This is a genomic window from Nitrobacter sp. JJSN, assembly GCF_051912485.1.
In the GTDB taxonomy this organism is placed as follows: domain Bacteria; phylum Pseudomonadota; class Alphaproteobacteria; order Rhizobiales; family Xanthobacteraceae; genus Nitrobacter.
The window spans coordinates 870,429-890,791 of record NZ_CP196822.1; the positions used below are offsets into that span (position 1 = coordinate 870,429).

The following is a 20,363-nucleotide window of genomic DNA, read 5'->3' on the forward strand; positions in this document are numbered from 1 at the left end:
ACTTCCGAACCTAAACCACACTAGAATCATAAAGTTCTAGTGTCCCTTTGATTCCGAAGTTCGCATCAAAGGTTGCCGCAAGGGTATGCGAACTTCGGAATCGGGACACTAGGGCACCATGCGCATTGATGTCTCGCTTCTGCCCGCCCTTGGCGCCGCCTTCATGCTGGTGTTTGCCCGCATCGGCGCGATGGTGATGCTGTTGCCGGGATTCGGCGAGGTCTTCATTCCAGTGAGGACGAAGCTCGCCATCGCCCTGCTTCTGACCCTCATCATTCTGCCGCTGCACCGTGCCGCCTATCACGTCGACATGCAGTCGATCGCACCGCTAGCGGTGTTGATGGTGCATGAGATCATCATCGGCGTGGTGCTGGGCGCCACCGCGCGCGTCACGCTTGCAGCCTTGCAGGTCGCGGGCTCGATCATCGCACAGCAGCTCGGACTTGGATTCGTCACATCGGTCGATCCGACCCAAGGCCAGCAAGGCGCGCTGATGGGCAACTTTCTGACCCTTCTGGGCATCGCGCTGCTGTTCGCCACCGACACGCACTATCTGGTCATTGCCGCGCTGAACGACAGCTACAAGATTTTTTCGCCGGGCGAACTGATGCCAAGCGGCGACGTGGCGGCGCTGGCGACGCGCGCTTTCGCTGCCGCTTTCAAGATCGGCCTGCAACTGTCGGCGCCGTTTCTGGTGTTCGGGCTGGTCTTCAATATCGGGCTTGGCGTGCTGGCGCGGCTGATGCCGCAGATGCAGGTCTATTTCGTCGGCGTGCCGCTCTCAATCCTCATAGGCTTCTTGATCCTCGCCGCCGTGCTGGCATCCATGATGGGAATCTACATGGATTACCTTATCGGCGTGATGCGCGATCTGACGTCGCTGAACTGAGGGTACCGCGACGATGGCCGACGAGAGCGACGATACCGAGAAGACAGAAGACCCGACGCAAAAGCGCCTCGACGATGCGCTCGAGCGTGGCGACGTCGCCAAGAGCCAGGAGGTCAACACCTGGTTCGTGATCGCCGGTGCGACGCTGGTGCTGTCGACCTTCGCCGGCTCGGTCGGCAGCGGCGTCGAAACGCCGCTGCGTAACCTGCTCGCCAATTCCTGGCAGATCCGGACCGACGGACCCGGCCTTCTGGCGCTGGCCGAGCAGATCGAATACCTCCTCGCCGCCGCGCTCGGCCTGCCGTTGTTGATGCTGGTGCTGGCCGCCATTGCCGGCAATATCATTCAGCATCGCTTCGTCTGGTCGGGGGAAGCGCTCAAGCCAAAGTTCAGCAAGATTTCCGTTGTGTCCGGTGCCAAGCGGATTTTCGGCAAGCAGGCCGCCGCAAACTTCGCCAAGGGGCTTTTCAAGCTGCTGGCGCTCGGCGCGGTCATGATGGCGGTGCTCTGGCCGGAGCGCTCGCGGCTCGACGCCATGGTGCAGTTCGATCCGAGCGCGCTCCTCGCCACCACCACTACCCTGACGCTGCAATTGCTCGGTGCGGTGGTTGCGATGCTCGCGCTGGTCGCGATCGCGGACTACTTCTTCCAGTACCGGCAGTGGTTCGAGCGGCAGAAGATGTCGCTGCGGGAGATGAAGGAAGAGTTCAAGCAGTCGGAAGGCGACCCGCACATCAAGGCCCGGATCAGGCAGTTGCGCCATGCCCGCATGAAGAAACGCATGATGGCGGCGGTGCCCAAGGCCTCGGTGATCATCACCAATCCGACGCACTATTCGGTCGCCTTGTCTTACGAGCGAGGCATGTCGGCGCCGATCTGCGTGGCCAAGGGCATGGACAATATCGCGCTCAAGATCAGGGAAGTCGCCCGCGAGCACGACATTCCGATCGTCGAAAACGTGCCGCTGGCCCGCGCGCTGTATGCTGCCGTTAAGGTCGACGACGAGATCCCGGTCGAGCACTATCACGCGGTCGCGGAAATCATCGGCTACGTCATGGGCCTGAAGCGCGGCCTTTCGGGACGCCGTGTCTGACGCCTGGGCCGACAGTACCGGAAAGAGTATGGGGATGGGCGAAATGGCGGGAAATGAGCCTATGAGGTGCTTGCGCTGCCGGGCCCGATTCAGGCACTCAGGACCCGGCACACGCGCATTCCGCGCCCGCTGCGACAGGCCCCGCCGGATTCCATGACGTCCGATCCCAACATCGATTCGCCGCAGGCCGCGCAGGAGCCGGCGCGGCGGAGCGGCAGCATCCTGCTGGTATTGCTGGTCGCGGGCGCGATCGTCGCGGCCGCAGTGGCGTTCATGACGCTCGGGCATGTCAACGCGCAGCCTTATATTCTGGCTCTGCTGGCCCTGCTGGCGATGGTCGGTCTGTTCACGCTGTTCGCATTCGCGGCCGGGATCGTCCGCTTCGCCGACCGCACCGCCGATGATCCGCTGATGCGCCCGATCGCCGATCACGCGTTTGACGGCATCGCCATCACCGATTCCGGCGGACACATCGTTTATGCCAACTCCGCCTATCTCACGCTGACCGGTGCGACTTCGATGCAGGACGTGCGGCCGGTGGAGCGCGTGTTCATCGGCAATCCCGACGTCTCCGAGGCGGTATTCCGCCTGCTGAAGGCCGCGCGCGAAGGCAAGCGCCAGCAGGAAGAGGTGCGCGTCGCCGCTGCCGACGGCGCGCACGGCCGCTGGCTGCGGCTTCGGGTCCGCCCGCTCGGCCAGGCGAAGCGGCAATCCAGATACGCCGTGTGGTCGATCGCCGACATCACCCGAGACCGTGAGCGGCAGGAAGACGTGTTCCAGGAACTGCGCCATGCGATCGAATATCTCGATCATGCGCCGTGCGGTTTCTTCTCGGTCAACCAGTCGGGCGATCTCGCTTATGTCAACGCCACGCTCGCCAACTGGCTGGATCACGATCTCGCGGAGGTCGGCTCGGGCGGGCTGAAGCTGACCGACGTCGTCTCCGGCGATGGCGCGGCTTTGCTGACATCGATCGTCGCCGCTCCGGGCGAGGTCCGGACCGAGGTGTTCGATGTCGACTTGCGGATGCGCAGCGGCAAGACCATGCCGGCGCGGCTGTATCACAAGCTGGCATTCGGTGCCGACGGCGTGCCCGGTCCTTCTCGGACGCTGGTGATTAGCCGCGCCCGCGACGAGCGCGTCGATCCGCAGCGCGCCGCCGAAGTCCGCTTCATGCGCTTTTTCGACCACACGCCGATGGCGATCGCCACTGTCGACAAGTCCGGCGCCGTCCATCGCGCCAACGCGCGGTTTGCGAAACTTGCACAGAGCCTCAGTCCCGACGGCGCGGCAGCCAAATCGATTCTCGCTGCGGTTAACGAACGCGATCGTGGCCAGTTGAGCGCGGCCATCGATGCCGCGGCCGAAGGGCAGGGCGATATTCCGCCGGCGGAGGTGATGCTGGACGGCGCGCGAGAGCGCTGGGGACAGTTTTTCGTCACCGCGGTGAAGGACGACGATCGCGATACTGAGGCCGCGATCGTGTACATGCTGGAGACGACCGAGCGGCGCGCGCTCGAAAACCAGATCAATCAGTCGCAGAAGATGGAGTCGGTCGGCCAGCTCGCCGGAGGCATCGCGCACGATTTCAACAACGTGCTGTCCGCGATCATGATGGCGAACGACTTCCTGCTGAACGCGCACAAGCCGACCGATCCGTCCTTCCAGGACATCATGCAGATCAAGCAGAACGCGAACCGCGCCGCGGCGCTGGTGCGGCAACTGCTGGCGTTCTCGCGGCGGCAGACCCTGCAGCCGAAGGTGCTCGATCTCGGCGACACCCTGAGCGACATCGGCATGTTGCTGAAGCGGCTGATCGGCGAGAAGGTCACGTTCCCCGGCGTCGTGCACGGCCGCGACCTGTGGCCGGTCAAGGCCGATGTCTCGCAATTCGAGCAGGTAATCGTCAACCTCGTGGTCAATGCGCGTGACGCCATGTCGAACGGCGGCAAGATCGCGATCCGCACCGCCAACGTTCCTGCCACTGAGGTTGCGGCGTTTGCTTACAAGGGGATGCCGGCCGCGGACTACGTGCTGGTCGAGGTCAGTGATACCGGCACCGGCATTCCACCTGACATCGTCGACAAGATCTTCGAGCCGTTCTTTTCCACCAAAGAGGTCGGCAAGGGCACCGGGCTCGGTCTGTCGACGGTCTACGGGATCGTCAAACAGACCGGCGGCTTCATCTACGTCGATTCCAAAGCGGGCGAGGGGACCACGTTCCGCATCTTCCTGCCGCGGCATCACCCCGACACGAATGCCCAGCCCGAGGCTGCAGCCGGTGCGTCTCCCAGCGACTCGCCCGCCGCGGCCAGGCCTGCGTCGAGCGATCTGACCGGGCAGGGCACGATCCTGCTGGTCGAGGACGAAGACGGCTTGCGCTCGTTGAATGCGCGCGGCCTGCGCTCGCGCGGTTACAGCGTGATCGAGGCTGCCAACGGCGTCGAGGCGCTGGAAGCCTTCGACGAGAAGAACGGTGCTATCGATCTCGTCGTCTCCGACGTTGTGATGCCGGAGATGGACGGCCCCACGCTGCTGCGCGAGATGCGCAAGCGTAACCCCGATCTCAAGATCATCTTCGTGTCTGGCTACGCGGAAGAAGCGTTCGACAAGAGCCTGCCGGAGAATGAGCAGTTCGCCTTCCTTGCGAAGCCCTTCGCGCTCAGCGCGCTGGTCGCCAAGGTCAAGGAGACCATGGCGCCTTCTTAGGCTCGACTCCGGCTAGCCGCCAGGTCCATCGCGGCCGGTGCCCCGCCGAAAAGACGCCCCCGGCTGGGCGACGCCCGAACGTCCTTGCGTTGGTGCCATCCGGGCGCGATGGCGTTCGTCGTCATAAAGCGTGGGACGATATTTGGCCTGCGCTTCCGTCATTGTCGCTCCGCGCCAGGCCGCGAGCATGATCCGGGCGGAGCGGTCGTCGAGCAGGTCGTAGAGGCGCGACAGCCGGTACACCGCGATGACGGATGTGCCGATGGCGGGGTCGAGAAACAGCAGAACCTGCTGAAAGATTCTGGAGGGCATGCCGACGGCCTTGGCAGCGCAGGCGAGCGGCTCGCCGCCCGGATCCTTGACCACCCGCTCGGCGATCCGGGCGGGAAGGATCAGCGTCTCGCTGAGTTCAGCCGTGAAGTTATCGACATCGACAGCGAACGCGGCCATGTGCAGGGTCTCGATGGCGCGTGCGGCCCGGGATGGATGGATGCGCGGCGATGGCCGTAGCGGCGCTGTCGCCAGATTGTGCAGGATCAACGCGCGATCTCTTGCGTTTGCGGTGAAGAACATCTCGCTGATTTCGGCGGCGTCGCGCGATTCCATCGATAGCGTCGTGATCGTGCGGGGTTTCGTCTCCGCAGCCGGCGGTGCGGGCGAGGAAGGCGGCGCGGTGCTGATAGCACGCGGTTGGGGGGCCAGGCTGTGAAGTCGCAGCTTGCTCATGATTGCAGCCGGCGTCCGTGGATAGATCGACAGGCGGGCGCGCACCGCGGCGCGGGTGGCATCGTCGACCTGATCGATCAGGCGTGAGGTGAGTTCGACGAAATGTTGCTCCTCTTCGGCGGAGTGCGTGCTGGCCTGCACGTAAAGGTCGGTCAGCACCCGCAGCAGGGTCGGACGGATGTCCACACCGTCCCGGCGGGACAGCGTCAACAACCCGTCGAAACCGGGAAACATCGGAGGTGCGGTCATGTCGGCTACGCTTGCGGAGAACTATTCGTCTGCAACCTAGCGCGCCGGCTTTAACGGGCGGTTAACCATGCCCGGTTCTAAATCCCGGCGTGTCGCTGCCGAAATCGGGACGGCGCTGGGGGCGAGGAGAGACTGGGCATGGGCACCGTTATTGCGTTTCCGGCAGATGCGGCTTCGCGGCTGGGATCGACGATGGATCGCTCTCCGGATAGAGGGATGGGAACGGTCGTGATCCTGCCGGTCATCCGCATCGACCGCGAGACCGACGAAACCAGCGGTGGGAGCGGTCCGGAGGAGGGCACGGCTCCCGGCCGCCGGCGCCGCCGCCGCGCCCGCTCCTGATTTTCCGGATACACGTCGATGCCGGAGAAGCCGCTGGAGTATTTTCGAGCGAAGTGGACACCGGTTCGCGTCAACAAAACGCGTCGAATCAAAAGGCTGGAGTCCGGCTTTGATTTCATCAAAGCCGGAACGAATCCAGCGACGCCAGCAGGGCTAGGACGTTCGCCCCTCTCTTCGCTGGTTTCCGTGATTCTTTTAAGTGCCACTCTTGCCGCATGTAGTGGCGGCGATTTCGGCCGCGTCCGTCAGGATGCCCGCAATGACGACATGCACCGCTGGATGGGCGCGGAAGCCACCGGCAGCATCGGCCGGCAGCCGTCGCGATTCCAGCTGACCGATAACGAGCGGATGTTGCGCGATCTCGCCTATCCGCTGGTCGAGCCGCCGCGTTCGCGACCGGCCTGGAAGAGCGTGTTCGGCGACTATGAGCCGTTCGCCCCGCCGTGGCGGCAGAAGCCCATATTTGACCGCAGCGCCTACGGCCGCCAGCTCATCGACGAGCCGCACCGCTCCGATGCCTCGCGCTACGCGCAACTGATTGACGATGTCCGCGACGACCTCACGCGCTTCGATCCCTTTTTCAACACCGCGCGGCAAGTCTTTGATCTCGATAGCAAACGCAACGCCAGCATGAGGCTCGTTTCCGACCTGTCGCCGCGGGAACGTTCAGATGCCGGCGCGCGTATGGAAGAGAACACCCTGATCGTGCAGTGGGTGCAGCAATGCCTCGAGCAACGGATCGCTTCCTACCGCTGGGCGCTCGAGCATCTGGTGATTCACGCGCCGGACAATATGGCTGCGGATGCCGATCGCCTGATCGGACAGCTTGCGGCGCTGACTGCCAATCCTCCCGTCGTTGCAGCACCTGTGATCGGCCGCGCCCTGCGCACGCGGGGGTAGGGCTTCGGCTATCGCTTCGCCTCGGGCTTCACCATGGGGGGCTCGGTCTGCAGCCGGCACTTTGCGGCAGCGAGAGAGGCTTGCGCCTGCGCCATCATGCCCGGCTCCGGCGCCAGCGCTTTCAGAACGATCAGCCCCGTCTTTGAGGGAGAGTCGATGATCAGCCGGTCCGCCGCCGTCACGTCCTCTTCCTCGGGTAGCTCCGCGTGCTGGGCTTCGGTCATCAGGTTGAGCTCGATCACCTTGCGTCCGGCGGAACGGTCGTTGATGGCGTAATAGGCGACATCGCTGCGGGTGTAGAACGACACCGATGTGTAGGCTTGGCTCACCGGAACGGTCAGCTTGATCGATCCGCCTGACAGGTCGTAGCGGCAGATTGCGACGGCAAACGCCGGGTCCATGAACGGCATCGGGGAGTGGCCGGGATCAGCCAGCGGCAGCGGCGTCACCGCGTTCGGTGGGGTCATCGCCGTCAGCCGCGAATAGGCGTCCTGCGAGGCGATCCGCGGCAGCGCCAGCACGCTGACGAGATGCACGATCCCGCCGAGCAGGATGCCGCCGACGATCGCGAACAGCACGCGGATCATGAGCATCCCCCGGTCGCGACGGAGGGCATCGGCGCGTCGCGCTGGGTACGCGTCGCCACTCCGACAGGCGTGTCATAGAGTCGAAGCATCAGCACATAGCGTTCGATACCGCCGGTCGGCAGCCAGTTGCCGGCGCGCGCGCGCGATGCCACCTGCACCGCGAACGAGCCGTCGGAATTCCGCACGACCTCCTCGCTGGTGAAGCCGTAGCGTTGCAGCGAGTTTGCCACCAGATGGCCCTTGCGGTCGTACAGCGTCAGTGTCCAGAACCGCGCCGCCGGCGTAATGCCGCTGACGATGACGTTGCAGCGGCCATCGAGCGGTCGCCTGGCGTCGTCGGCGGTTGCGAGAAATGCGATTCCGTCGCCGGTTCCGATTGGCAGCTCGCCGCTGCGCGCAATCGTGGCGCGAGAATAGGGGTCGATGTCGGCGGATCCGGTCCTTGGCCTTGCTGTCCATGCGCCAATGGTCAGGGTGCCGAGATCGGTGCCCCGCGTCGTGGTGATCCAGGTGGCTCCGAGGCCAACCGCGATGGCGAGACCGAAGCCCAGCAAGGTGATGAAAATCAGCCGCACGGGTCGGCGCTCCGGTTTTCGACGTTCGCAACCAATCGTTCTACTCCTTTGATGCGAACTGCAGAATCAAAGGAGCACAATGATATTAAGCTTCTTGTCTCGTTTCGAGTTGAAGTTCCCAGCGCAAACTGGCGACAGACGCTGTGTGAGCTAGCACTAGCGGCGTGGCTTTATTCGCCATTCGCCGCACCTGTGTAATGCGAATGTTGGAATCAAACCACTAGTTCTTGCGTGGCGTCGGCGTCACCCGGGCGCCGGACGTCGCAGCCGCGAAGCTTTCGGGGAAAGTTGTGGCGCTGGACGAGGACGAAAGTGGGTTGGGTGTGCCGGAGGGAGCCGCCGAGGTTTTTCCGATCGTCTTGCCTGCTTCATCCAGCATCTTTTCCACGCGCACCAGGATCTCGGCGCCACGCTTGGTCAGGATGGGCGGCGGCGCCGGATTTGTATTGTCTTCGCTGCCGGCGATTTTGGCGGCTTCGGCCGCAGTCGGTTTCGCCGGCGCTGCGACACCGGCGATGTCCTTGATTTCGACGCCGCGATGTGCGGCCGTCATGATGTCATGCCAGGTCTGGGCAGGCAGCGCCCCGCCGGTCAGGCGGTTGGTCGGCGAATAGTCGTCGTTGCCGTACCAGACACCGCACACGAAGTTGCCAGTGTAGCCGACGAACCAGGCGTCGCGATAGGCGTTGGTGGTGCCGGTCTTGCCCGCCGCTGGAATGCCGTCGAGGATGGCGCGGCGCGCGGTGCCTTCGCTGACCACGTGGCTCATCATGCCGGCCATGTCGGCGGCGGTCGAAGCTGGAATAATCTGGCGCGGTTTGGGACCGTCACGGTCATAGCGCCAGACCAGATCGCCAGCGCCGGTGCGGACTTCGAGAACCGCATGCGGCGTAACCGCCCTGCCTTTGTTCGGGAATGTCACGTAGGCGACAGCGTGTTCGAGCACGTTGACCTCATCGGCGCCGATCGGCAGTGAGGGCGTGTCGGGCAGCGGCGTGACGATGCCGAACTTGCGGGCCACCGCGACGATCTTGGCGCGACCGGCCTTGGCGGGGTTCTTCTCGCCTTTGCCGAGCGCGATGGAGAGTTTCACCGGCACAACGTTGATCGAGCGGGTCAGCGCCTGGGTCAGCGTCACCGTGCCGGAATAGGAGTGGCCGTAGTTCTGCGGGCACCAGTTGCCGATGCAGACGGGGCCGTCGACGATCGTCGAGGTCGGCTTGAAGCCGTTGAGCAGCGCGGTGGTGTAGACATAGGGCTTGAACGACGATCCGGGCTGACGCATGGCGTCGGTCGCGCGGTTGAACTGGCTAGCACCGTAATCGCGGCCGCCGACCATCGCGCGCACGCCGCCGTCGAGGTCGGCGACCACGGTTGCGGCCTGGGTCGCGTGATAGTCGCGACCGAATTGGCGCAACTGGTTTTCGATCGCTTCTTCCGCCGCGTGCTGCACGTTCATGTCGATCGCGGTGCGCACCACGAACACGCGCTCGGTATAGGAGCGCGGAAACGTATCGACCAGCTTGCGCATCTCGTCGAACGCCCAGTCGAGGTAGTAGTTCGGCGAGTTCTCGTCGCGGCGGTCGACCGCGGTAGCGGGATTGCGCCGCGCGCCGAACACCTGTCCCTCGGTCATGAAGCCGGCGTCGACGAGATTGTCGAGCACCTGGTTGGCGCGGGCGCGGGCGGCGGGCAGGTTGATGTGTGGCGCGTACTTGGTCGGCGCCTTGAACAGACCGGCGAGCATCGCGGCCTCCGAGAGATTGACGTCGCGTACCGACTTGTTGAAGTAGAAGTGCGCCGCGCCGTCGACGCCGAAGGTGCCGCCGCCCATGTAGGCGCGGTCGAGATACAGCTTCAGGATTTCGTTCTTGGTCAGCCGGGTCTCCAGCCAGATCGCGAGGAAGGCCTCATTGACCTTGCGCTCGATGGTGCGCTCGTTGGAGAGGAACAGGTTCTTCGCGAGCTGTTGGGTGATCGATGAGCCGCCCTGCCGCACGCCGCCGGCCTGCGCGTTCGTCACCAGCGCGCGGAAGGTGCCTCCGACATCGATGCCGAAGTGGTCGTAGAAGCGGCGGTCTTCGGTCGCGAGTGTCGCCTTGATCAGGTTGTCGGGGAATTCCTCGAGCGGAATCGAATCGTTGTGCTTGATGCCGCGACTGCCGATCGGATTGCCGTAGCGATCGAGGAACGTCACCGCGAGATCGGATTTCTTCAGCCAGTCCTCGTCGGCGGTTTCGCGGAACGCCGGCTGAGCCAGCGCCAGCAGAATGATGAGGCCGCCGAGGCCGAGGGTCGCTGCCTCCGACAACGGCTCGACGATGACCCAGCGTTTCCAGCGACCGACATAGAAGCGGTCCATGAAGGTGGAGAAGCGCTCGAAAAGTTCGCGCGCGCCGACCGCTGAGGAGAACAGCGTCGAATCGATGCGCGCATCGAAATCCAGCATGAAATGCCGGATTCGCTTTTTCCAGTCGGAGGGCAGGATGTTGCGCACCGGGGGCCTGTCACGGATCTGCGGCTTGAAAGCGCCCCCGTCCGGGCGCCGTCGCCACGTCATAAGTGTTACGGCAAACCCAAGGCACATAAAACCGACGCTGGAACATCGTCGGGCATCCTCGGAAAAGCCGGTTTCCTTCTATCCGAGCGGCGGTGATAAACCAAATCGTCGGGCGCTATTTCCGGCAACGACCGCGTACCCTGGCCGAACCGTAAAGGGACGCTTGCGTAGGTTGCGGCCAAAGCCCATAGACAGGATGCGCCGAGCATCCCAAGGTCCAAAACGCAACCCATGACGCAAAGACCCGCGCGGACTTCAGAACAGAGCGGATTCTTCTGGAAGACCAAGACGTTGGAAGAGATGTCCAGCGCCGAATGGGAAAGCCTGTGCGACGGCTGCGCGCGCTGCTGCCTGGAAAAGCTCGAGGACGAGGACACTGGCGACATTTATTTCACTCATGTCTCCTGCCGCCTCCTGGATGCCGGACTCTGCGCCTGCAAGGATTATGCGAAACGCTCCGAGCAGGTTCCGGACTGTGTCCGCCTGACGCCGGAAAACGTTCGCACCTTGAACTGGCTGCCGCCGAGTTGCGGTTACCGGCTGGTCGCGGAGGGACGGGATCTCTACTGGTGGCATCCGCTGATTTCCGGCGACCGCAACACCGTGCACGAGGCGGGAGTCTCGGTGCGCGGCCGGGTGCGGGGGACCGAGAACGAGATTCCCGATTCCGAGCTCGAGGATCACATCGTGCAGTGGCCGGTGCAATTGCCGAAGCGCGCCCGACTCAGGAACCGGCCGCGAAGCTGACGACTGGAGTGGATTTCACATTCGCTCCCACTGAACGCGAGTGTTGACCGCGGATGTCAAACCCAAAACGCTCCTGATAGCATTTTGTATTCGCTAGTGGTTCCTTGATTCTAACATTCGCAAGAGCATTCGCCGGAACGAGATCCCGAATGTTAATCGAACCACTAGTTCCATCACATGTTTGCGATTTGGTATCCGCAAATGCCTTTCAGGCGCGGACCACGCTGTCCGAACGCGCGTGCCAGCGTTATAGTGTCGTTATAAACTCTGTAAGATGACGCACCAATTTCGTCCTCCGCCTCCGCTCACCATTTCAGCCGAAAATTTTGTCCCGCCCGCATGAACAACCTCGATCAGCCCGGTCGGGATCCGTCCTCTCCGCGGATTTCGTCCGGCAACGTCTCCCGCGAAGTCGCAGCGCGTCCCGGCAAGGCCGGCGGCGACGCCGATGCGCCGCCGATCGCGCAGCCTACCCGGCTGAGTCATAGCGAGGTTCGAACCATCCTGGTCAGCCTTATGCTGACCATGTTCCTGGCCGCGCTCGACCAAACCATTGTCGCAACCGCGCTGCCGACCATCGGCCACCAGTTCCTCGACGTCAGCAACCTGTCGTGGATCATCACGGCGTATCTGTTGGCGTCCACCGCGGTCGCGCCGGTGTTCGGCACGCTGAGCGACATCTACGGCCGCCGCGCCATGATCATCACGGCGCTCGGTCTGTTCATTGCGGGCTCGGTCCTGTGCGCGCTGGCGCCGAACATCGCGACGCTGATCGTTGCGCGCGGGGTGCAGGGTCTCGGCGGCGGCGGCATCTTGCCGGTGGTGCAGACGGTGATATCCGATGTGGTGACGCCCCGCGAGCGTGGCCAGTATCAGGCCTATTTCAGTGGCGTATGGACCGCAGCGGGCATTGCCGGGCCGGTGCTGGGCGGCGTGTTCGCAGAGCACCTGCACTGGTCGATGATTTTCTGGATCAATCTGCCGCTCGGTGTCCTCTCGCTGGCGCTGTTGCTGCCGAAGATGGGAAGGATCCCGGTGTTCCACAGCCGCCGCAAAGTGGACTGGATCGGCGGAGTGCTGCTGATGGCGTCCGCCGTAGTGTTCATGCTCGTGCTGACATGGGGAGGCAACCGCTTCGCCTGGCTGTCGCCGGCTACCGCGGTCATGCTCGTCGTCGCGTTCGTGCTGGCCGCAGGCTTCGTCTGGCACGCGCGCACGACGTCGGAACCGTTCCTGCCACTGTCGTTGATTGGCGGCTCGGTCGTCCCTTATGCGATTGCCGCCGGCGCCCTGGCGCTCGGCGCCATTATCGGAATTACCGTGCATCTGCCGCTGTACTATCAGGTGGTCCATCACCTCAGCGCCAGCGAATCGGGATTGGCGCTGATTCCGATCGCCGCGATCTCGACCGGCGGCGCCGCGCTTGCCGGCCGCACCATGACGCACACGGTTCACTACAAGCGGGTCGCGATCGTCGGGACCGGCTTCGCCGCCGTCATCGCCGCGATCCTGGCAATGGTCGCGCTGCCGCTGTGGCCGCTGCTGGCGTTGCTCTCCCTGTTAGCCTTCGGCCTCGGCACCGCGTTCCCTGTCAGCGTAGTGTCGCTTCAGAACGCGGTGGCGCGGCCTCAGGTCGGCACCGTCACCGGTGCGATGAATTTCTTCCGCGCGCTGGCCTCATCGTTCGCCGTCGCCGCATTCGCCGCCATCCTGCTGATGGTGCTGGGTGCGAATGTCTCGATCGGCCAGGACGGTGGCCATCAGGTCAATGCGATCTCTGCGTCCGACCTGACCACGGCGTTCCGGTATGTGTTTGCCGCCGCCGCAGCGATGCTGGCGGGCGCGGCGCTGCTGCTGACGCTGATGGAGGAGCGGCCTCTCGCCGGGCCCGCGACGTGATCCGTTTACGCGCAGAATTTCGTCGCTGGCCTTAAGTATTCGTTGAGCGTGTCGCTTAGGGTCTGGGCAATCATTCGTCTCTAGGTTGAGCTGCAAGTAAGGACGCGGGAGAATCCGCGCATCCATCGATCGGAGTTCGCGATGCGTCTCATAGCAAAGCTCACGTCGGATTTTTTGCGTGATGAATCGGGCGCGACCGCGATCGAGTATGCTCTGATCGCCGGTACCATCAGCATCGTCATCGTGGTCGCGGTTACCGGCATCGGCACTTCCCTCAACGATCGCTTCACCGCGGTGCGCAACGCGTTCAAGTAGGCAAGGCGCGGCACCCAAGATTATCGGGCAAATATTCCTAGGAAAATATACGCACTTATGTAGTCGTCCGTGAAGAACGAGATTTCATGCGACCGAGAATGATTGATGGTTGGCATGTGGCGGCATGATCGACACTAACCATGCGCGCAAAAGCAGCCTTAGCCACGCGAGCAATCGGCGGAAGTTGTACCCGGCGGCGGCGAGCACGGCGTTGATGGCGTCGCCTTCGGAGCCCTTGAGATAATTGCGATCCATGCGGTGGTCTGATTTTGCGTGACCGATCACAGGCTCGATCGCCGAACGTCGTCGCAGGTCACGCTTGATCGGGTCGGTGACGCCGCGTTTCTGGCCCGAGATGTAAATCCTGAACTTGTATTCTGGCGGAGCATTGTGGCCCCTATAGCCCTTGTCGGCGACGAGCCGATTGATGGTCGCGCCGATTTGATGCTCGACATCGGGGATGATGCTTTCCAGCGTGTGGCCGTCGTAGGGATTTCCCGGAAGCGCCTTCGCGTGCGCAATGAACTGGCCGCCCCTGGAATGGTTGAGCGTCGTGGCGATGGAGACTTTCACGCCGAACTCATAGGGCTTGTGCGATTTGCCCTTGGCGATGCATTCGATCTCCGGCGCGTGCAGGGAATAGATTTTCTTGCCGCGCTGCCTTTGTTGTTGATGACGCACCGCGTGGGCCAGCGACAACAGTTGCGCGAAAGCCGCCTGCCTGTCCGGATCGCCGGCGATCTTGCGCCTGATGTCACGCATCACGCGGCCGAGATACGTGCGCAATGTCTTCAGCGCCCGGTTGGCGCGCCTGAACTGTTTCGCGTGAGCGTAGCGCTGATGCGCGATCAACGCGTGCTTGCCAACACGCTCGTAGGATTGTCGCAGGACGACGCCGTGCTTTTTGGCCAACCGCGCCAGCTTCTCGCGGGCGCGATGCATGAGCTTGGCATCGGTCGGGAACGCCACCGCCTTCGGCTGCACCGTCGTATCGACGATGATGCTGGTGAAGTCCGACGGCTTGGCCGCGCCAACGCGCGTGGCGACATTCAGGCTCTCCTGAATGAGCGCGACGATCTTGTCTTCGCCCATGCGCTGACGCCAGCGCGTCATCGAGGAGCGGTCGAAGGGAACGTCGTGACGAAAGAACGCCTCGCCACAAAACAATTGATAATAGGGGTTTTCGACCCAGCGTTCGCACAGCGCCTCGTCCGACAGATTAAACGTGTGCTTGAGGATCGCCAATCCCGCCATCAGCCGCGTCGGCAGGGGCGGCCGGCCGGGAACATCGGCGTAGACCGCCCCGAATTTGCCCTCGAGAAATCCCCAGTCGATCTTGCGCGCCAGCTTCGCCAACGCGTGGTTCATGTCGACGATCTGGTCGAGGTGCGACTTGAACAAATCATTCTGTCCGCTGTCTCGCCGCTCCTTCGGAAGCATCGCGATATCTCCGACTCAAACCCAGCCGGAGACATGGAATCACGCCGATTCCGCCAAATCAAATTGCAAGGAAATCGATGTCGACATCCCCAAAACCGGCGATAGCGAATACTTTCAAAACCCGCGAAATCATTCCGCCAGGATGGCTTCTGCATTTTTCACGGGCGACTATGTACTTGACAAAAGTGAGTATATTCCTATGATTCGTCTACCAGCTCACAAGCTGGTTGGCGCGCCCGAAATGTCAGGTTGGTAAGTGCACTGTGAGGAACAGTGCAAAACGACAAAGAAGAACTTCTTAGAAAAATCGAGAATATGCTGGCCGCTTGGGAGCGCGATGGAGGTGAAACTTATCGCGACCTAGCTGAGAGGATCGTCAAAGTAATTGCTCAGGATTTTGTTGGGAGGAATGGTCTGTCTCAAGAGGGCGACCATAAGATCGACTAGTTCTCCCATTTCTTCTGATTTTTGTATGATTTGGTCGAGTGAATAACTTTTTGTCTTTTCCGCTATTCGCTTTCCTCGATAGTCATGGCGGACAAATCGCCGGTCGTCATCAACGCTGACCAATTTCGCCGCGTATCCGTGGATAATGTCGTGGCGCGCTTCTTTCAGAATATTAGCTCTTTCGACAATCGCCATCGCCCGATCTTTGAAGGGATCTAGTTCGGGAATGGTTTGGAAGTGTTTCCTGAAAAAAGCGATTTTTGGCTTTAGCGCAATGGGGAGTTGGGTTTCTTTCATGTCATACGTATTTATTAGAAATAGGTTCGCATAATCGAACAGGATTTCTATTTGGCACCAACTAACACTCACCAATCCAATGGCTCGGTAGAAAAGCTTTTTTTCTTCACGCAGACTATGCGTCTTCAAAAGTGATGTTATTTCATTCGGCCCCATGATCCGACGTTGTCGGTACGAAGCCTTGAATACTACCCAGATCGTGCGGAAAGAGATCATGCCAAAAACCAAGGGCGACTTGGAAAACACGAAAAAGTTGATGGGTGCCCTCGTGCGCATGAAGCCGAAGCCGCACGAGGATATGAAGGTCGGGAAGAAAAAGGTCGCAAAAAAATCTGCGGCGAGGAAGAAGCCCGGCAAATAGGCCGGGCTGTATTTTTCGGAGGGTGCCAGTGAAGGCGTTTCGTATTTTCCTAGTCATGGCTCTCGCGAGAACTCTCTGCGTTCCCGTGGATGTTCATGCAGCCTTCTTCAGGCCTGCGAAAAAGCTCCCCAGTTCTACTGGGTGCTTGATGGGCCCGAAATAAGACGCGGACATATCGCTGGGATCAAAGACAACGACGATGTCGTCTTTTACGCTCAAGCCTTTGCAGGCCTGCGCTGCGAACGCTGGCGTTGAGAGGTTCGATGTGACCAGAATGAATGATGTCGTCTCATCCCAGTATCCCTGGTCCGTATAAACGTTATCGACTAGTTGCTGATAACGCTCACTGTAGCTTTTTCCGTTGACGGTCTTATCCGCGATGCGGAACGTGATGCAGTAAGTAGACATGAGTAGTCCTCTGTTGATTGGAGGACGGCCCTTGACCTTTAGTGCAGAATCCCAATGATGGGAGCGCTGTACTACACTGCGGCTCACGACCCGTCCTCCGGGTTAATGAGCTATCCGAAGAGACCGGCTCCAACCGGTTGTCCTCGACGAATCGCTCGACTCCTAGTCTGCCATGGAACTGGTTCTAGGAGTCGAGACGGTTCCTTATTTGTCCCGTTTATGAACAGACTTACGCCAAGCGCGAAAACGCTTAGTGGCTTGTTTTTTATGGGTGATCTTAGTTAGTCGGCCGGTACGTCAGGCGCTTGCCCTCGATACCCTTGAGGGCCTTTGCCGTCCGTTCCCCATCGGTTACGCCTAGGCCGGAGCGATTGTTGTAACGGAATTGAAATTCCGTCAGGTAGCGCTGCAAGTGCTGCTCACCGCAGAACGTATAGGTGCCGCGCATACCGCGCTTGAACACGCCAAAGAAGTTTTCGACGTTGTTCGTGGTGAAGCCAGCGGCATTCACGTATTCGCGCCCACTGTGGTTCATCGTTTGATGATCGCCAAATTCACAGCCGGTCTTGGTGTAGAGCTTGCTTTCGTCAGTCACGAGTGTCGATTTGCGGTCAACGTTAGTGACAAGGATTTCGCGAACGTCAGAAGCGCTCACTCCGCGACGAACATGGAACGTGCGGGCTTCTCCGGTCTCAGCATCGACAAGCGCCACAATAGCAGATTTGCGCTTTAGGCCCTTTCGGTAAGACTTGGAGCGCTTCGACGTGTTGCCCCAATAGGTCTCGTCGGCCTGAATGGCGCTGCCAGAGCCGCCCATAGGAGTATCGTTGGAAACGATCATGGCTTCGCGTAAGCGGTGCATCATGAACCACGCGGTCTTGTAGGTGATGCCAAGAGCGCGATGGATTTCATGGGCGGAAACGCCGTTTTTGCCAGAGTTCATCATGTGCGCCGCCATCCACCACTTGGTGAGGGGCACCTTGGAGCGCTCAAATACGGTGCCAACGGTCACGGTGAACTGACCTTTGCACTCGTTGCAGTAATACAGGCCGGGACGATGGGATTTCTTCTGCCCTTCGACCTTGGCTAGTTTGTCTTGATCGGAGTTGCCGCAATGAGGGCAAACAGCGCCGTCAGGCCAGCGCACAGCCTCAAGGGCTTCGCGGGCCTTGTCCTCATCATGAAACATAGGGTCTTGAAAAACGGCTTTGGTCATCGGCTTGCTCCAATGACCACGTTTTACGAAACCGGCTTACTTTTGTCAAGTATATAAGTAGGAAAATATACCTTGACAGCGTGACGCTGCTGGGGTAGGTTTACGCCATGCTCCACAGTTGCGCCGAGAGATGACAGCGCTGTTCCAAGTGGATCATGCGACCCGACCGTCGCGCCAGTCGCCAGAAAAGCCATCCAATGAAAGGTCGCATTGAAGCTGCGCGGTTCAAACGCGCGCATCACAGTGACCCATCACCGGCAGTCATTTGCAAGGAACATCACTACGGATCTGACGTTGCCCCACCCCGAGCAGAGCAGCGATCCAGCGGATCGCAGGGAGAAGGCGCATGACAACCAAAGAGCGCGATCAGATCGTGGAGACCCCGATGGAGGCGCGACAGGCCGAGTCCGGTCCGTCCATCTTTATGCTGTTGGCTATCAGCACCGGTCTCGCCGTGTTGATCCTCGGTTTGGTCTGGTTCATATTCTTTCACTAGTGGAGTGAATTTGACATTCGCGACCCATCTGGCCGTGGGCTAGAATCGGACCGAACCACTAGAAATTCGGCGGTATCTGTTCCGCCACCAGGGAGCTTTCCGACATCCATGGGTGTGACGCGAACCGCCAGACCGGCACGGAAGCCGGCGGCGACTCGAGTTGCATCGCGCACGAAAGTGCGCGTGACGAAGTCCGGAAAATCTTCGACATCCAACTTAAAATCGGATGCGCGCAAGATCGCCGCGACGTCGTCGGATGCAAAAAAGAAGTCTCCAAAGACCATTCGACCAGTCGGAACTGCCTGTGAAAACACTCAGGACGCGGTTGTCGCGCGCAAGGCTACAATGGCCGCGACCTTACGGCGCGCTGATGAAACGCGTGTTGTTATCGACGTGCATGATGACGCGGCAAAGGCCGGATTGAGCAGACAGCGCACTCGTGCAGCCGTGCGACGCAAGGACGAACCGAGCCCGCGCGTCAAGCGCACCGCGGTCGAGCGAATCGACGATCCGCCGCCCGCGACAGGTTCGCTCCTGATCGAGCGTGTGACGCGCGCGATCGAACGCGAGTTGTCACTGATCGAGGTTATTGTCGGCGGCAGCCATTTGAAGCCGCAGCAGCGCACCGAGGCGGAGCGCCGTGCCCGGACGCTGGCCAGTCTTGCGCGCACGCTCGGGGAGGTGACGCGGCTGCGTGCCGGTCAGGAGAAGGTGAAGCCAGCCGATGACGACGCCGTGCCCCGCGACCTCGACGAGTTCCGGCGCGCGCTTTCGCGCCGACTGGAGCAAATGGTCGCTGCGCCAACGCCGTCTGCTGCTCGAGAGCATGAGTGAAGCGGAACTCGGATTTCTCGCCCGGCAATGGGATATTTTCGCGCACCAGCATCAGCGTCCGCCGGAACTCGCGCCGAACGGCGCGCCGTGGCTGATCTGGCTGATGATCGGCGGCCGCGGCGCTGGCAAGACCCGCGCCGGAGCCGAATGGATTCGCGCGCAGGCCTTGGGTCTGCCGCCGTTCGCCAGCGAAGCGGTATCGCGCATCGCGCTGGTCGGCGAAACCGAACATGACGCGCGTGAGGTGATGATCGAAGGCGTCTCCGGGTTGCTCGCAGTTCACGCAGCCCGCGAGCGTCCTGTATGGTCGCCGTCGCGCAAGCGGCTGGAATGGAGCAACGGCGCGGTGGCGCAGGCGTTTTCCGCCGACGATCCCGAAAGCTTGCGCGGGCCGCAGTTCGGTTGCGCCTGGTCTGACGAAATGGCGAAATGGCGCTACGCGGAAGCCGCGTTCGACATGCTGCAGTTCGGTTTGCGGTTAGGGTCGCAGCCGCGCCAGCTTATCACCACAACGCCGCGGCCGACCGCGCTTCTGAAACGCCTGATGGCCGATCCGGCGAGTGCGGTCACGCGCGCGCCGACGCAAGCCAATGCCTTCAATCTGGCGCCGACCTTTTTGCAGGGCGTCATGGCGCGCTACGCCGGAACGCGGCTCGGGCGCCAGGAACTTGACGGCGAGATCATCGAGGATCGGCCGGATGCGCTGTGGTCGAGGGCGTTGCTGGAGCGATGTCGCGTGGGCGAGGCGCCACCGATGCAGCGCATCGTGGTCGCGGTCGATCCGCCGGCGACCTCCAGCAAGCGCGCGGACGCCTGCGGCATCGTTGCGGCGGGTCTGGCGGAGGGCGGCATCGTTTATGTGATCGCCGACGAGACGGTAGCGGGCGTAACGCCGGCGCTGTGGGCGGCGAAGGCGATCGCGCTGTGGCGTCGGTGTGACGCCGATGCGCTGGTGGCGGAAGTCAACCAGGGCGGCGACATGGTGAAGGCCGTGATTGCGGAGGTCGATGCCTCCGTGCCGGTGATCGCGGTGCGCGCGACGCGCGGCAAATGGTTGCGCGCCGAGCCGGTGGCGACACTTTATGAGCAAGGTCGTGTCAGGCACGCCGGCAGTTTTGCCGCGCTGGAAGATGAAATGTGCGACTTCGCCTTGTCCGGCCTGTCGTCCGGGCGCTCGCCAGACCGGCTCGATGCGCTGGTGTGGGCGGTGACGTCGCTGGCGCTCGTGCCGCGCGCCCAGCCGCGGGTGAGGGGATTGTGAGAAATAGCTCCC

General features: G+C 61.9%; 20 protein-coding genes. 12 read left to right on the forward strand and 8 right to left on the reverse strand.

The window, feature by feature from the left end:
- Window positions 1-118: 118 nt before the first annotated feature.
- From fliR to cckA, 3 genes are all read left to right on the forward strand, one after another.
- A complete protein-coding gene (gene fliR, locus ACSZOQ_RS04360; protein WP_439924811.1) occupies window positions 119-889 on the forward strand; it encodes a flagellar biosynthetic protein FliR in 771 nt (256 codons plus the stop codon).
- 13 nt (window positions 890-902) lie between these two features.
- Window positions 903-1,982, forward strand: coding sequence for a flagellar biosynthesis protein FlhB (gene flhB / locus ACSZOQ_RS04365; RefSeq protein WP_439924812.1), 1,080 nt, complete (start codon window positions 903-905; stop codon window positions 1,980-1,982).
- 153 nt (window positions 1,983-2,135) lie between these two features.
- On the forward strand, window positions 2,136-4,691 hold the full coding sequence (cckA, locus tag ACSZOQ_RS04370; RefSeq protein WP_439925947.1) for a cell cycle histidine kinase CckA: 2,556 nt from the start codon (window positions 2,136-2,138) through the stop codon (window positions 4,689-4,691).
- Between the two features lie 12 nt (window positions 4,692-4,703).
- On the opposite strand, the gene ACSZOQ_RS04375 is transcribed toward cckA, so the two are convergent.
- Window positions 4,704-5,666, reverse strand: a complete 963-nt coding sequence (locus tag ACSZOQ_RS04375) for a DUF2336 domain-containing protein (RefSeq protein WP_439924813.1) — start codon at window positions 5,664-5,666, stop codon at window positions 4,704-4,706.
- 138 nt (window positions 5,667-5,804) lie between these two features.
- Between ACSZOQ_RS04375 and ACSZOQ_RS04380 the strand changes: the two genes are divergently transcribed.
- The gene (locus ACSZOQ_RS04380) at window positions 5,805-6,008 is read left to right on the forward strand and encodes a hypothetical protein (RefSeq protein WP_439924814.1); all 204 of its coding nucleotides are present in this window, start codon (window positions 5,805-5,807) and stop codon (window positions 6,006-6,008) included.
- 18 nt (window positions 6,009-6,026) lie between these two features.
- Complete coding sequence (locus ACSZOQ_RS04385) at window positions 6,027-6,908, forward strand: hypothetical protein (RefSeq protein ID WP_439924815.1); 882 nt, start codon at window positions 6,027-6,029, stop codon at window positions 6,906-6,908.
- 8 nt (window positions 6,909-6,916) lie between these two features.
- On the opposite strand, the gene ACSZOQ_RS04390 is transcribed toward ACSZOQ_RS04385, so the two are convergent.
- The 3 genes from ACSZOQ_RS04390 to ACSZOQ_RS04400 form a co-directional block, all read right to left on the reverse strand.
- Window positions 6,917-7,495 (reverse strand): DUF1254 domain-containing protein, encoded by a 579-nt coding sequence (locus tag ACSZOQ_RS04390; protein ID WP_439924816.1) that lies wholly within the window; start codon window positions 7,493-7,495, stop codon window positions 6,917-6,919.
- On the reverse strand, window positions 7,492-8,070 hold the full coding sequence (locus ACSZOQ_RS04395) for a DUF1214 domain-containing protein (RefSeq protein ID WP_439924817.1): 579 nt from the start codon (window positions 8,068-8,070) through the stop codon (window positions 7,492-7,494). The genes ACSZOQ_RS04390 and ACSZOQ_RS04395 overlap by 4 nt, the downstream gene beginning before the upstream one ends.
- A 220-nt stretch (window positions 8,071-8,290) precedes the next feature.
- Window positions 8,291-10,567 carry a transglycosylase domain-containing protein gene (locus ACSZOQ_RS04400; RefSeq protein WP_439924818.1) on the reverse strand — a complete coding sequence of 759 codons (2,277 nt, stop codon included), beginning with the start codon at window positions 10,565-10,567 and terminating at the stop codon, window positions 8,291-8,293.
- Window positions 10,568-10,861: 294 nt separating this feature from the next.
- On the opposite strand from ACSZOQ_RS04400, the gene ACSZOQ_RS04405 reads away from it, so the two are divergent.
- From ACSZOQ_RS04405 to ACSZOQ_RS04415, 3 genes are all read left to right on the forward strand, one after another.
- Window positions 10,862-11,377: a YcgN family cysteine cluster protein gene (locus tag ACSZOQ_RS04405; RefSeq protein ID WP_439924819.1), complete on the forward strand. Its 516-nt coding sequence runs from the start codon at window positions 10,862-10,864 to the stop codon at window positions 11,375-11,377.
- A 339-nt stretch (window positions 11,378-11,716) separates the two neighbouring features.
- The gene (locus ACSZOQ_RS04410) at window positions 11,717-13,276 is read left to right on the forward strand and encodes an MDR family MFS transporter (protein ID WP_439924820.1); all 1,560 of its coding nucleotides are present in this window, start codon (window positions 11,717-11,719) and stop codon (window positions 13,274-13,276) included.
- Window positions 13,277-13,417: 141 nt separating this feature from the next.
- A complete protein-coding gene (locus ACSZOQ_RS04415; protein WP_439924821.1) occupies window positions 13,418-13,591 on the forward strand; it encodes a Flp family type IVb pilin in 174 nt (57 codons plus the stop codon).
- A gap of 84 nt (window positions 13,592-13,675) precedes the next feature.
- Here ACSZOQ_RS04415 and ACSZOQ_RS04420 read toward each other — a convergent pair whose 3' ends face one another.
- Window positions 13,676-15,031: an IS5-like element ISNha6 family transposase gene (locus ACSZOQ_RS04420; RefSeq protein WP_439923534.1), complete on the reverse strand. Its 1,356-nt coding sequence runs from the start codon at window positions 15,029-15,031 to the stop codon at window positions 13,676-13,678.
- A gap of 360 nt (window positions 15,032-15,391) precedes the next feature.
- Entirely contained in the window at window positions 15,392-15,991 is a 600-nt protein-coding gene (locus ACSZOQ_RS04425; protein WP_439924822.1) for a hypothetical protein, read from the reverse strand.
- Between ACSZOQ_RS04425 and ACSZOQ_RS04430 the strand changes: the two genes are divergently transcribed.
- Window positions 15,990-16,136, forward strand: a complete 147-nt coding sequence (locus ACSZOQ_RS04430) for a hypothetical protein (RefSeq protein ID WP_439924823.1) — start codon at window positions 15,990-15,992, stop codon at window positions 16,134-16,136. The genes ACSZOQ_RS04425 and ACSZOQ_RS04430 overlap by 2 nt on opposite strands.
- A gap of 93 nt (window positions 16,137-16,229) precedes the next feature.
- On the opposite strand, the gene ACSZOQ_RS04435 is transcribed toward ACSZOQ_RS04430, so the two are convergent.
- A complete protein-coding gene (locus ACSZOQ_RS04435) occupies window positions 16,230-16,544 on the reverse strand; it encodes a hypothetical protein (protein WP_439924824.1) in 315 nt (104 codons plus the stop codon).
- Between the two features lie 277 nt (window positions 16,545-16,821).
- A complete protein-coding gene (locus tag ACSZOQ_RS04440) occupies window positions 16,822-17,760 on the reverse strand; it encodes an IS1595 family transposase (protein WP_439924825.1) in 939 nt (312 codons plus the stop codon).
- 346 nt (window positions 17,761-18,106) lie between these two features.
- Between ACSZOQ_RS04440 and ACSZOQ_RS04445 the strand changes: the two genes are divergently transcribed.
- From ACSZOQ_RS04445 to ACSZOQ_RS04455, 3 genes are all read left to right on the forward strand, one after another.
- Window positions 18,107-18,256: a hypothetical protein gene (locus ACSZOQ_RS04445; protein WP_439924826.1), complete on the forward strand. Its 150-nt coding sequence runs from the start codon at window positions 18,107-18,109 to the stop codon at window positions 18,254-18,256.
- Between the two features lie 345 nt (window positions 18,257-18,601).
- A complete protein-coding gene (locus ACSZOQ_RS04450) occupies window positions 18,602-19,090 on the forward strand; it encodes a hypothetical protein (RefSeq protein ID WP_439924827.1) in 489 nt (162 codons plus the stop codon).
- Window positions 19,083-20,351, forward strand: coding sequence for a DNA-packaging protein (locus ACSZOQ_RS04455; RefSeq protein WP_439925948.1), 1,269 nt, complete (start codon window positions 19,083-19,085; stop codon window positions 20,349-20,351). Before ACSZOQ_RS04450 ends, ACSZOQ_RS04455 begins: the two co-directional genes overlap by 8 nt.
- Window positions 20,352-20,363: the final 12 nt, after the last annotated feature.